We start from the raw sequence: 13115 nt of genomic DNA, 5'->3' as shown, positions 1-13115 counted from the left end.
GATTACTCTCTCCCTTCGCGCTGGCTATCGTTACGCTGAGCATTCACCCGGCGCTGATCCATGATGTCGTCCGGACTGAACGACGAACTGCTGCTGGCGCGCTCGCTGCTGCCTGAAGCGGGTGGCAGACGCAGCAGGCTGCTGCTTCCGCTCTGGTTATTGCCGGATGCCGCGCCACTCTGGCCGCGCATCAGCTGATCGAGAGGCAGCACCATCAGGCTGTTGCCTTTATCGTTAACCAGTACCTTACGCGTGTGTGACAGAACACGTTCCATGGTTTCGATATACAGACGCTCGCGGGTGATCTGCGGTGCGGCTTTGTATTCCGGCAGGATACGCGCAAAGCTGTCGACTTCACCCTGGGCTTCCAGCGTCACGCGGGACTTGTAGGCACGAGCCTGCTCAAGGATACCCTGCGCATCACCACGGGCGCGCGGCAGCTTATCGTTGGCGTAGGCTTCGGCTTCACGTACCGCCTGCTCACGGTTCTCACGTGCGGCAATGGCATCATCGAATGACGCTTTAACGTCTTCCGGTGGGCGCGCCGTCTGGAAGTTAACGTCCAGCAGGGTAATACCCATATCGTAAGGGCGAATCGTCTCTTCCAGCTCGCGCTGGGTTTCGCTACGCACCACGGTACGCCCTTCGGTCAGAATTCGGTCCATGGTCGAGCGACCAATCACGCCACGCAGGGCGCTGTCGGTTGCCTGACGCAGGCTGTCATCGGCGCTGGTCACCGCGTACAGGTAGCGTTCCGGATTGGTGATGCGGTACTGCACGTTCATCTCAACGCGCACCACGTTCTCATCCGAGGTTAGCATGGTGCCGGAAGCAGAGAGCTCGCGCACCGCCTCCACGTTCACCGCACGTACCTGATCGACAAAGGTCGGTTTCCAGTTCAGACCTGGCTCGACCAGATGGCTAAACTTACCGAAGCGTGTCACCACGCCGCGCTCGGCTTCTTTGATGGTGTAGAAACCGCTACCGGCCCAGATCACCACCACGGCCACGGCCACGATGCCAACCAGACGCCCGCCGCTGCCCGGCTTGCGCGGTGCGCTGCCGTTACCTGACCCGTCACCGCCGCTTTTTTTGCCACCGCCCAGTCCACCAAGCTTATTGCTCAGCTTACGGAAGATATCATCTAAATCAGGAGGCCCCTTATCGCGCCCTCCTTTATTTCCCCCAGAGTTGCCGCCTTGATTATTGCTGCTTCCCCACGGGTCGCGGTCCTGTCCGTTATTCCCGGGCTGATTCCACGCCATGTTTATACTCCATTAATTGTGTGTGCGGTGGTATCCCAAGCCGGGATACGCGTGTCAGGCAACATCAGTCAAACAATGTAATCCACCAGCGTCGGTTCCTGTTTGCACAGTCGGCGCCAGTCGACGATCGGCATGCGCACGTGTAATCCCACGCTACCGTCCTCTTCATTCCACTCTTTTTCTATCGCCTGCAACTGGTAAAAACGGCTACGCAGCCGCCCTGCAGCCGGCGGTAGACGTAAATCATACTGCGCAATCTCACCGGCCAGGCGCTCGGTCAGCGCCTGGAACAGCAGCGGGATGCCCTCTCCACTTTGGGCGGAGAGCCAGACCCGGATTGGCAGGTTCTCTTCATCACGGTCGATACGCGGGACGAAACCGTCAAGCATATCGATTTTATTCATCACCAGCAGGCTGGGGATTTCATCGGATTCAATCTCTTCCAGCACTTCGTTTACCGCTTCGATGTTCTCATCGACCCGCACGTCCGCTGCGTCAATCACGTGCAGCAGCAGCGCGGCCTCGCGGGTTTCCTGCAGCGTGGCTTTAAACGCGGCCACCAGGTCGTGCGGCAGGTGGCGAATAAAGCCTACGGTATCGGCCAGCACCACTTCGCCCACATCCACCACATCAACGCGGCGCAGAGTCGGATCGAGGGTAGCAAACAGCTGGTCGGCCACGTAAACCTCAGACGTGGTCAGGCGGTTAAACAGTGTGGATTTACCGGCGTTGGTGTAACCCACCAGCGACACGGTCGGCACATCGGCCTTGTTGCGAGCCTGCCTGCCCTGCTCGCGCTGTTTCGAGACGCGCTCAAGGCGGGAGAGGATCAGAGTAATGCGATTACGCAGCAAGCGGCGGTCGGTCTCCAGCTGGGTTTCACCCGGCCCGCGTAAACCGATACCGCCTTTCTGGCGCTCAAGGTGCGTCCAGCCGCGAACCAGCCGCGTGGCCAGATGGCGCAGCTGCGCCAGCTCAACCTGTAATTTACCTTCATGGGTGCGCGCACGCTGGGCAAAAATATCGAGGATCAGCCCGGTGCGGTCAATAACGCGGCACTCGCACAGCGCTTCAAGATTGCGCTCCTGCGCCGGACTCAGGGCGTGATCGAACAGCACCACGGTGGCACCGCTCTCTTTTACCGCTTCGGCGATTTCGACAGCTTTTCCTTCACCGACAAAATATTTGGGGTGTGGCGCTTTGCGGCTGCCAGTGACAACGCGCAGCGCTTCTACGCCAGCAGAAGAGACCAGGGTTTCGAACTCCTGCAAATCTTCCGTATCTCTGTCTTGCGAGAAATAGATGTGAACCAGTACGGCCTGCTCACCGGCATCATAACGGTCAAACAAACTTAAAACCTCTCAGTACCTTGTTAAACCTGCTACGCGTTGGGGCCATACAGCGTTAATACCAGATTCAAAATGCGCGTCCAGCTTGCCAGACGGCGTTTTTATGATCCCACCCAACCGGGGTGAGATGAGGAATTCAGCGATAGTTCTCTTGTTTAATTCTTGTTCATTATTCGAGTATCATCGCCAGGACGGGGAACCTGAATGCCAAAGACTCCCCGTCGTGGAGGGACAGCCACGCTACTTATTCAGCATCTTCACTGTCTTGTGAAGGCTGAGAAGACGCCCCCTGGTTACTGCCACTATGATGATAGTTGCTGCTTCCGCCACCCGTGTTGTTACTGTGGTGGGAGACCGGACGGGACGGAACAACGGTAGAGATCGCGTGCTTATACACCATCTGGCTAACCGTGTTTTTCAAAAGAATAACAAATTGGTCAAACGACTCGATCTGGCCCTGAAGTTTGATACCGTTTACCAAATAAATCGAAACCGGAACACGTTCGCGACGCAGTGCGTTCAAGAACGGATCTTGCAATGATTGCCCCTTAGCCATTCTATCTTTTCCTTATATGCTTGTTGTTTGTAACTTAAGAACCCTGCGGTTCGAAATACGACGTAAAAATTTGCGCAAGAAAACAGACCAATTGTACACAATCACCCATGCTTCGCACTAAGAACCTGTAACACTTGGGAGTACGCCGCTTCAGGCTGTTCGCTGTCAAGCCAGTGAACGTCCTTCCAGCCGCGTAACCAGGTTATCTGGCGCTTAGCTAACTGCCGGGTTGCGCAAATCCCCCGATAAACCATGTCATCGTAATCAATTTCACCGGATAAAAATGACCACATCTGGCGATAACCAACACAACGAATGGAAGGCATGTCCGTATGCAAATCACCTCGTGCAAAGAGCGCCCGAGCCTCCGCTTCAAATCCTGACGCCAGCATCTGATGAAAGCGCTGCTCAATTCGTTGATGGATCAGCTCGCGGCTCGCGGGTGCGATGGCGAACTGGGCAACATCATACGGCAGAGCTTCGCCCGATGTTTTTGTCAGTTCCGTTAAAGTTTTACCCGAAATAAAAAAAACTTCCAGTGCTCGCGAGAGTCTCTGGGGATCATTCGGATGAATACGACGTCCAGCAACGGGATCTACATCACATAACTGACGGTGAAGTGCTTCCCAGCCCTCTTCACTCGCCATCTGCTCTATACGCTGACGTACCTCTGGATCCGCCGAGGGCAACGGCGACAATCCTTCCAGCAACGCCTTGTAGTAAAGCATGGTGCCACCAACAAGCAACGGAATATTCCCACGTTGGGTAATTTCCGCCATTTCAGCCAGCGCATCGCGACGAAACTCAGCGGCTGAATAGGTTTCAGCCGGGTCGCGGATGTCCAGCAAACGATGGGGCGCAAGCGCCAGTTCTTCGGCAGAAGGCTTGGCGGTGCCAATATCCATTCCGCGGTAGATCAGCGCCGAATCAACACTGATTAGCTCAACCGGTAACGCCTGACGTAATGCAATCGCCAGTGCGGTTTTACCGGAGGCCGTCGGCCCCATCAAAAATATTGCCTTAGGCAGGCCAGCCGTGGATTGTTCACTCATGCTTCAGGGCATTCATCGCCGTCGCAAGATCGACATCTTGCAGTAATCCAGAAGGTGGCGATTTCACCAGTTGCGGGCAGAGTCGTTCGACTTCAGCCAGCAGGGAGATCGCCTGCGAGTGATTCCAGTGCTGATGTTCAGAGACCGCCTGGCGCGCTAACCACTGCGCCGTCTGGCTGACTGAAACATCCTGCTGCCGGGCCAAATACCCTAACATTTCTGGAATCAAGTTTTGTAAATTTTGTTGGCGTAATGGTAAAGGCACGGCGCGCAGCATCACATGATGGCCGTCAAACTGCAGGTCGATACCCATCTGGTTTAATAAAGCCGCGCTGCTGCTACCCGCCTCTCGTTCCGCCTTCTCCAGCTTCAGCCGGACCGGAATCAGCAGCGGCTGCGGTTTTAACGCCTCGTTGCCAGGGTCGAGCTGCGCCTGCTTTAACCAGCGCTCCGCCACCGCTAACGCCACCAGCGCCAGCCCTCTCTTCCCTTCGACCAGCGCATACTGCTGCTCTACCACCGTCAGCACGCGGCCAAAGCTGTGAACGTGGGCGCCGAGCGGTGGCTCTTTTACCGACTGCGCAGCAGGCTCTTCGCTGCGGGCGGGCGCTGGGGTTTTCAGCAGCTGCTGATACACCGCGCCTTCCCGTTGCTGATAGGTCGGAGGCAGCGGCGGCTGCCTGCTGCTGCCTCCCCCTCCGCCACCCGACGTTGCCGCCGGGCGCGGCGCCGCTGCCGCTGCCGGCGTGGCGAAGTGATTGCCGCCAGCCGCCTGGCGGTTTTCCGGCTGCCAGCGTTCAGCGGGCGCGGAATCGGTCACGTCGGGCAGGCTTTCCGCACCGGTTTCCTGTAGCGCGCTGACCACGCCCTGATAGATAAAGTCGTGCACCAGCCGCGACTGATGGAAGCGCACTTCGTGTTTCGCCGGATGCACGTTGACATCCACCTGGTGCGGATCGATCTCGAGATAGAGTACATAAGCGGGCTGATGCCGATCGCCGAGCTTATCCTGATAGGCCTGGCGGATGGCATGATTGATCAGGCGGTCACGCATCATACGCCCGTTGACGTAGCAATATTGCAGCTCAGGCAGCGCTTTCGACCCGACCGGGTCGGCGACCCAGCCGTGCAGGCTCAGCTCGCCGTGCTGCCACGCAATTTTGAGTGCATGGGTCAGGAAAGCGGTGCCGCAGATCGCCCCTAAACGGCGCTCGCGCTGGCTGTTATCGCTGACGCCGCGGTACTGGCGCATCAGTTTGCCATTGTGGCTGAGGGAGATCGCCACATCAAAGCGTGCCAGCGCAATACGGCGGATCACTTCATCAATATGGGTAAATTCGGTTTTCTCGGTGCGCATAAATTTACGCCGCGCCGGGGTGTTATAGAACAGGTCCAGCACTTCCAGGGTAGTGCCGACCGGGTGCGCGGCCGGTTTCACCGTGACGCTCTGATCGCGCCCTTCAGCATAGGCCTGCCAGGCTTCACTTTGCGCCTCGGTGCGCGAGGTCAGCGTCAGGCGTGAAACCGAACTGATACTGGCCAGCGCTTCACCACGAAATCCGAGGCTGATAATCGCTTCAAGGTCATCCAGCGTGGTAATTTTACTGGTGGCGTGGCGCGCTAAGGCCATTGCCAGCTCGTCTTTACCTATGCCACAACCGTTATCGCGAATGCGGATCAGCCTGGCGCCGCCCTTCTCGATATCAATGTCGATGCGCGTGGCACCGGCATCCAGGCTATTTTCCACCAGCTCTTTGACTACCGAAGCCGGGCGTTCAACCACCTCTCCGGCGGCAATCTGGTTAGCAAGCTGTGGCGGTAATACCTGGATGGGCATGATGTATCCTTCGAAAGGGGCCAGAAATCGGGTCAGAAATCGGGTCAGGCATGCCTGACCCCTACGTTACCCGCCCGTGATTATGACGTCGGGATCTTCAGCGTCTGGCCCAGCATCACATTCTGCGACTTCATTTTGTTCGCCTGCTGGATCGCCTGCGGGCTGACGCCGTATTTGGCCGCAATCGCCGTGAGCGAGTCACCGCGCACCACTTTATGGCGCAGCGGTTTTTTACTTCTGGCCACGCTGGCCGTCGCCGCAGTGCTGCTGCCTGCCGGCACTTTCAGCCGCTGTCCGACCCACACCACGTCTCTTTTCAGGGTGTTCATCGCACGCAGCGTCGCCATGCTGACGCCGTAGTTCGCGGCGATACCGGACAGCGTCTCACCGCGTTTCACCACGTGGCGCTGCGTCGGGCCGCTGTACTCTGTGCCTGCCGGGGCCGGGTTAGCTTCTACCTCAACCGCCGCTGCGGACTGCAACGGACGGTTTTCCTCCTTTGGGATTGATTGCAGCGGGTGCGCCAGGAAGTAGTTGCGTAAGCCTTTATAAATCGACTCGGCAATCTTCTGCTGGTATGCGCTACTGCCTAGCAGTCGCTCCTCCGAAGGATTACTGATAAAGCCGGTTTCCACCAGCAGGGAAGGAATATCCGGCGAGCGCAGAACGCCCAGGCTGGCATGTTCCGGTCGGCGCTTGTGCAGTGCGCCCACGCGCTGCAGCTGAGCAATCACTTTTACCGCGACATCATATCCCACCCGCTGCGAGTGGCCGAACTGCAGGTCGAGCACCGCCTGGCTGAGGTAGGGATCCGCCTGGCTATTTGCCAGCAGATCTCCGGCCCCGCCAAGCAGTTCAGACTGTTTCTCATGCTGCTCTAACCAGCCTGCCATTTCACTATTGGCGCGGCGGTTCGACAGCACCCATACCGATGCACCGGAGGCGCTGCGGTTTGGCGCGGCATCGGCGTGAATCGAGACCAGCAGGTTGGCGTTCTGCTTACGCGCCACGTCCGAACGGCCCATCACCGAGATAAAGTAGTCGCCATCGCGCGTCATCACCCCTTTAAACATCGGGTCGGCATTCAGCAATGCCTTCAGCTTGCGGGCAATGGCGATGGTCACATTCTTCTCTTTCAGCCCGCCGCCGCCAATCGCGCCCGGATCCTGACCACCGTGCCCGGCATCGATCGCCACAATCACCGTGTCATTACTGCTGGCAGCGCTGCGCGGCCGTGCCACCTGATTACCGCTGCTCACTGCCGTCACCGGGTTGGCATCGAATGGGCTTTTAGGCGGAGTGCTGCTGACCGGGCGTGAGGCGGTAGCGCTGCTGACCGGCGCACTGCGGCTGGCCGTTTGCGCCGGCTGCGTGCCGGAAATGGTGAACACCACGTTGTAATTGCTGCCGCTGCGCTTGGTGACCGCCCGCGTTTTGCCGCGCTGGGTCAGTTCAAACACCAGGCGGATGCTCTGGCTGTCCTGCGCGTTGCTGGAGCGGATGCGCTTCACGATATTCTCACCGCTGAAGGTCAGCGGTAATCCCTGCACCACCGCACTCTGGCGGATGTCGAGCACCACGCGCTCCGGATTATGCAGCGGGAAGAAAGCGTAGATCGGCTGTGAGCTAAAGCTGAGCGTCACCTCCGCCTGATTACTGCCGTTCGAGACTTTGATATCGGAAAGATTGGCGGAGAGCGCGCTAAACGAGCAGCAGAACAGGGCCAGCAGGCACCAGGATTTAAAACGCAGCATCATGCCTCACCCTGCTCAGCAGCAACGCGCTGCAGCATGGTTTCGCCCGCGGGCGAGCAGGCGCGCAGTTGGGCCTGGCGTGCGTGGCCGACATAGCTGAGGTGCAGCTCCAGGTCGGGCTCGGGTAAGACGCCCGCGCCCTGCTGCGGCCATTCGACCAGGCACAAGCTGTCCGCGCCGAAGTAATCACGAATGCCCATAAACTCCAGCTCTTCCGGGTCGGAGAGGCGATAAAGGTCAAAATGATAGACGCGGCGATCGGGCAGTTCATAAGGCTCCACCAGCGTATAGGTCGGGCTTTTAACATTGCCCTGATGCCCCAGCGCCTGCAAAAATCCGCGGCTAAAGGTGGTTTTACCCGCACCCAGGTCGCCATAAAGATAGAGGGTCGCCGCGCCTTCACAGGCGCGGGCCAGGCGGGCACCCAGTGCGAGGGTTGCTGCCTCATCGGGCAACGCAATTTCACAGGTCATCATTCTTTTGTATTCGACATCTCAGGATTGACAAACAGATACAGCTCGGAAAACAGATCGGTGGCTAACATCCCGCGTGTACCCTGACGTTTTGCCACCGCTTCGGCCGCCGCTCCGTGCGCTACGCATCCTGCGCAGGCGGCATCGTACAGTGAGAGCTTTTGCCCTGCCAGACTGCCGATGATACCAGATAACACATCTCCCATGCCCCCGCTGGCCATACCGGCATTACCCACATCCGCTATCGCCATGCTGCCGCCGGCGTCGGCGATTAACGTTCCGGCACCTTTTAACACCACGACACCGCCATAACGCTTCGCCAGGCGCCTTGCAGCAAGTAAGCGGTCACTCTCAATTTCACTGACTTTACAGTTAAGTAAGCGGGCCGCTTCACCGGGGTGCGGCGTAATGATTCGATTTTGACGTTTATCGGGGCTGATTGCCAGCAGGTTAAGCGCGTCAGCGTCCCAAAGCATCGGTTTCTGGCAGTTTTCTACTTTGTTCAGGGCTTTTTTGCCCCAGGCATTCTGTCCCAGACCGGGGCCAATCACGATGACATCGGCCCACTCCAGACCGTCATCCATTGCGGCCGCGCTCAGTTCCTGCACCATCAGTTCTGGCCGGGCGGTCAGCAGCGGGCCAAGGTTATCTTTGTGAGTAAGTACTCGCACTAAGCCAGCTCCACTTCGCAGCGCGGCCTCGGCGGTCATGCGGATGGCTCCCGCCGTGCCGTGGTCACCGCCAATCACCAGCAGCTTGCCGTGATCGCCCTTGTGCGAGGTGGGCCGACGCGGCTGCAGCCACTGCGTCAGGCTGGTGGCATCATAACGGGCCAGCGGCGCGGGCTGGGTGTCCAGCCAGCTATCCAGACTCAGCGCATGACAGTGCAGCTGCCCGACATGGTCACGCGCCTTGCCGGTCAGTAATCCCGGCTTAAGGGCAATAAACGTTAAGGTATGGTCGGCATTTATCACGCTGCCGGGCGCTGTGCCGTTAGCAGCCACTAACCCCGAGGGCACATCAACGGCAAAAATCGGCGCTGAATGGCGATTAGCCTGCTCAATCAGCTGGTCATACGGCGCTTGCACAGCCCGGTTTAGGCCGGTACCCAGCAGCGCATCGACAATCACCTCCACCTTTTCCGGCCAGGCGATCGCCGCATCGTGGATCGCGCCGCCCGCCGCCAGCCAGCCATCGCGCGCCTGCTGCGCCTCTTCCGGCAGCGCCTTGCTGCCCTCGACGGCGATCACCGTCACCGTCAGCCCGGCGGACTGCGCCAGCCGCGCCACGATATAGCCATCGCCGCCGTTATTGCCATGCCCGCACAGCACCAGCCAGTGCTGAGCCGCAGGGTAGCGCTGGCGCAGCTGCGCAAATGCCGCTTCGCCGGCGCGCTGCATCAGTTCGAACAGCGTGAGGCCGAGTGCATCGGCCCCTTCGCGCTCCAGCCGGGCTAACGCCTCTACAGGCCAGACAGAATAGGGTAAACTGTCAGAGTCTTTCTGCTGGTTCAGGTTATTCATGTCGCATCCTCTCGATTTCAATCAACTCGCCCTGGATATTAAACAGTGGGGGCTGGCGCTCGGCTTTCAGCAGGTGGGTATTTGTGATACCGACCTGACGCTCGAAGAGCCGCGGCTGCAGGCCTGGCTGGATAAGCAATATCACGGTGAGATGGACTGGATGGCGCGTCACGGTATGATGCGCGCCCGTCCCCATGAACTGCTGCCCGGCACGCTGCGGGTGATCAGCGTGCGGATGAACTACCTGCCTGCCAAAGCAGCCTTTGCCAGCACGCTAAAAAATCCGCGTCTCGGATATGTTAGTCGCTATGCGCTGGGGCGTGACTATCACAAAGTATTACGCAACCGCCTGAAAAAGCTTGGCGATATGATCCGTGAGCACTGCGAACAGGCTGAGTTCCGCCCCTTTGTTGACTCCGCCCCGCTGCTGGAGCGCCCGCTGGCGGCGAAAGCCGGGCTGGGCTGGACCGGCAAACATTCGCTGATCCTCAATCGTGAAGCCGGCTCCTGGTTTTTCCTCGGCGAGCTGCTGATCAATCTGCCGCTGCCGGTGGATCAGCCGGTTGAGGAGAACTGCGGGCGCTGCGTCGCCTGTATCACTACCTGCCCAACCGGCGCCATTGTTGAACCCTACACCGTCGATGCCCGCCGCTGCATCTCCTATCTCACCATTGAGTTAGAAGGCGCAATCCCGGAAGAGTTTCGACCGCTGATTGGTAACCGTATTTACGGCTGTGACGACTGCCAGCTGATCTGCCCGTGGAACCGCTACGGCCAGCTTACCGATGAGGATGATTTTAGCCCACGTGCGGTACTGCACGCTCCGCCGCTGACCGATCTGTTTGCCTGGGATGAAGCAAAATTCCTGCGCGTGACGGAAGGGTCGGCTATCCGCCGCATTGGTCATCTGCGCTGGCTGCGCAATATTGCGGTGGCGCTGGGGAATGCCCCGTGGGACCAAGCCCACCTGTCAGCGCTGCAAGCGCGGCTGGGTGAAAACAGCATGCTGGATGAGCATATTCACTGGGCGATAGCCTGCCAGCTGGCGCGCAGAGATGAAAATACGATTGAAGTGCAGAGCAGCCAGCAAAAACGCCTGGTGCGGGTGGTGGAGAAAGGCTTACCCCGTGATGCTTAAATGCACAACACGCTGAATATTACCGACGCGAAATCTTTTCCACATGCTGTGAATAAAAATAAAAACTCGTTGTCATTCAAGCGTCACAGAAAGCACAAGCGATCCAGATAACATTTTGAAATAATCACAATAAACTTAAAATCAATGAGTTACACAAGTCATGTAAGATTTTGCTCATTTCAGCTGATAAGCGTGCGGCAACAGAAGCTGTGGATAAGTCTGTTTAGAAAATTATTTCAGAGAGGGTAAATGAGCGAGCGCACGGCGTCTGGCGCTGTGGATAAGTATGGGGCTAAATGAGAAAAAATTTTATTTGGAGCGGGAAACGAGACTCGAACTCGCGACCCCGACCTTGGCAAGGTCGTGCTCTACCAACTGAGCTATTCCCGCTTAGGAGTGGTGCTGCTTTACTGCGCTAAAAACCTGTAAGTTATTGATTATACTGATTTTTAACCCTCTCTTTCTGAGGAGAGGTCGCCATTATGTACCTGTTTAATGGTGCTGGCAAGCGTTGCGTCAAAAAAAATTCATGTTGCTCACAAATGCAACAGCACGCACTGCGCCTGCCAGCTGACTGGTTACTGAGAGTTCAGCTGTTGCCAGCGCTGATAAACCTTAATTGCCTCGCCACTCTTCTGCTGAACCATCGGCAGGCGGCGCTGGGCAATCGGCTTGCTGTACTCAGCATAGAAGGTATCCAGCTCAAAGTACTTGCGGTCATCCTGGTAGAATGGCGCGTAGTCTTCGCGCGTGGTGAGATAGACCACTTTTTTCGGGCTGCAGTAGTAGAGCGAACCCAGGCACATCGGGCACGGGCTGGCGAGAATATAAATTTCGCAGTCGGTCAGGTTTTCCGTGCCCAGCTTAGTGCAGGCTTCACGAATTGCGAGGATCTCCGCATGCGCGGTCGGATCGCTGGTCTGCGCAACTTGATTGGCGCTTTCCGCAATCACTTCGCCATTGCGCACAATCACCGTGGCAAACGGGCGCCCGCCCTCTTCAACGTTTTTCAGCGCCAGGTCAACGGTGCGTTGTACAAAATCCATGATCTTCTCCTCATTAGCAGTAGTGACAGCACTGAGGTTAAGCGGGCATTGGTATAATGTAAAAGTCGCATTTATAATCAACGCTATAAGCTGAAGTTATAGGAAGCGGTATGCTGTTGCGCCATATTCACTATTTTTTGGCCGTGGCCGAGCACGGCAGTTTTACCCGTGCTGCCAGCGCGCTCTACGTCTCCCAGCCCGCCCTGTCCCAGCAGATTAAACAGCTGGAGGAGACGCTCGGGGCGATACTGTTTGACCGCTCCGGCCGCACAGTACGCCTGACCGATGCCGGTGAAGTGTATGCCCGCTATGCGCAGCAGGCGCTGCGCGAGCTGTCGGCAGGCGAACGGGCTATCCACGACGTCGACAACCTCAGCCGAGGCGCGTTACGCATCGCCATCAACCCGACGTTTACCGGCTACCTGCTTGGTCCGCTGGTGGCACGCTTTCATCAGCAGTATCCGTCGATTACGCTGGCGATCCGCGAGATGCCGCAGGAGCAGATGCAGCAGGATCTACTGGCTGACCGGCTGGACCTGGCGCTGGGGTTTGCCGACGGCGTGCAGGCGGATATCGACGCCCAGCCGCTGCTGAGCGAGACGCTGGCGCTGGTCGTTGCCCGCCATCATCCGCTGGCCATTGAGAGCCAAATCGGGCTGAGCGCGCTTAACGACCTGCATCTGGTGCTGCTGACGCCCGAATATGCCACCCGCGAACAGATTGACTATTACTGCCGCCAGCACCAGCTGCGGCCAAAGGTGCAGATGGAAGCCAGTTCGGTCAGTGCGGTGGTGGAGATCGTGCGGCGCACGCAGCTGGCCACGCTGTTACCGGCGAAGATTGCACGGGAAAACGGGGAGCTGAAGGCGGTTGCACTCTCCCCTTCTCTGCTGGAGAGAACGGCGGTGCTGCTGCAAAGAAAAGGGGGCTACCAGACGGCGGCGGCACGGGCGTTTATCGACCTCGCCAGACTGAGCTTTGCCAGCTAAGCCGCGCGAAAAACAGGCATAAAAAAAGAGCCTTGCGGCTCTTTCTTTAATTGCTTACAGACCGGGATCTGCAAACTGAATTTGGAGCGGGAAACGAGACTCGAACTCGCGACCCCGACCTTGGCAAGGTCGT

Annotated in this window: 11 protein-coding genes and 1 tRNA gene; 2 read left to right on the top strand and 10 right to left on the bottom strand. The window is 58.1% G+C overall.

The features are described from left to right. Window positions 1-2: 2 nt before the first annotated feature. From hflK to nnr, 8 genes are all read right to left on the bottom strand, one after another. Window positions 3-1265: an FtsH protease activity modulator HflK gene (hflK, locus tag QLG07_RS15835; RefSeq protein WP_048917400.1), complete on the bottom strand. Its 1263-nt coding sequence runs from the start codon at window positions 1263-1265 to the stop codon at window positions 3-5. A 68-nt stretch (window positions 1266-1333) separates the two neighbouring features. Further along, complete coding sequence (gene hflX / locus QLG07_RS15830; RefSeq protein ID WP_099753547.1) at window positions 1334-2614, bottom strand: ribosome rescue GTPase HflX; 1281 nt, start codon at window positions 2612-2614, stop codon at window positions 1334-1336. Between the two features lie 244 nt (window positions 2615-2858). Next, a complete protein-coding gene (gene hfq / locus QLG07_RS15825; protein ID WP_048917402.1) occupies window positions 2859-3170 on the bottom strand; it encodes an RNA chaperone Hfq in 312 nt (103 codons plus the stop codon). A 101-nt stretch (window positions 3171-3271) separates the two neighbouring features. Next, a complete protein-coding gene (miaA, locus tag QLG07_RS15820; RefSeq protein ID WP_048917403.1) occupies window positions 3272-4222 on the bottom strand; it encodes a tRNA (adenosine(37)-N6)-dimethylallyltransferase MiaA in 951 nt (316 codons plus the stop codon). Further along, window positions 4215-6059 carry a DNA mismatch repair endonuclease MutL gene (gene mutL, locus QLG07_RS15815; protein WP_282469635.1) on the bottom strand — a complete coding sequence of 615 codons (1845 nt, stop codon included), beginning with the start codon at window positions 6057-6059 and terminating at the stop codon, window positions 4215-4217. The genes miaA and mutL overlap by 8 nt, the downstream gene beginning before the upstream one ends. 80 nt (window positions 6060-6139) lie before the next feature. Next, window positions 6140-7813 (bottom strand): N-acetylmuramoyl-L-alanine amidase AmiB, encoded by a 1674-nt coding sequence (amiB, locus tag QLG07_RS15810; RefSeq protein ID WP_282469663.1) that lies wholly within the window; start codon window positions 7811-7813, stop codon window positions 6140-6142. Then, window positions 7813-8289 (bottom strand): tRNA (adenosine(37)-N6)-threonylcarbamoyltransferase complex ATPase subunit type 1 TsaE, encoded by a 477-nt coding sequence (tsaE, locus tag QLG07_RS15805; protein WP_282469634.1) that lies wholly within the window; start codon window positions 8287-8289, stop codon window positions 7813-7815. The genes amiB and tsaE overlap by 1 nt, the downstream gene beginning before the upstream one ends. Beyond that, window positions 8286-9809 carry a bifunctional ADP-dependent NAD(P)H-hydrate dehydratase/NAD(P)H-hydrate epimerase gene (gene nnr / locus QLG07_RS15800; protein ID WP_282469633.1) on the bottom strand — a complete coding sequence of 508 codons (1524 nt, stop codon included), beginning with the start codon at window positions 9807-9809 and terminating at the stop codon, window positions 8286-8288. Before nnr ends, tsaE begins: the two co-directional genes overlap by 4 nt. On the opposite strand from nnr, the gene queG reads away from it, so the two are divergent. Beyond that, a complete protein-coding gene (queG, locus tag QLG07_RS15795) occupies window positions 9808-10947 on the top strand; it encodes a tRNA epoxyqueuosine(34) reductase QueG (protein WP_048917408.1) in 1140 nt (379 codons plus the stop codon). The genes nnr and queG overlap by 2 nt on opposite strands. Window positions 10948-11261: 314 nt before the next feature. Here the strand turns inward: queG and QLG07_RS15790 are convergent. Further along, window positions 11262-11337 (bottom strand) — tRNA-Gly (locus QLG07_RS15790). A 188-nt stretch (window positions 11338-11525) separates the two neighbouring features. Further along, on the bottom strand, window positions 11526-11993 hold the full coding sequence (locus QLG07_RS15785; RefSeq protein ID WP_048917409.1) for a nucleoside deaminase: 468 nt from the start codon (window positions 11991-11993) through the stop codon (window positions 11526-11528). A 110-nt stretch (window positions 11994-12103) separates the two neighbouring features. On the opposite strand from QLG07_RS15785, the gene cynR reads away from it, so the two are divergent. Then, complete coding sequence (gene cynR, locus QLG07_RS15780) at window positions 12104-12982, top strand: transcriptional regulator CynR (protein WP_133624873.1); 879 nt, start codon at window positions 12104-12106, stop codon at window positions 12980-12982. Window positions 12983-13115: the final 133 nt, after the last annotated feature.

Source organism: Erwinia sp. V90_4 (assembly GCF_029967685.1).
Lineage (GTDB): Bacteria > Pseudomonadota > Gammaproteobacteria > Enterobacterales > Enterobacteriaceae > Erwinia > Erwinia aphidicola.
The sequence above is the reverse complement of the archived record's forward strand: the minus strand, read 5'-3'. Positions and strand labels throughout refer to the sequence as shown.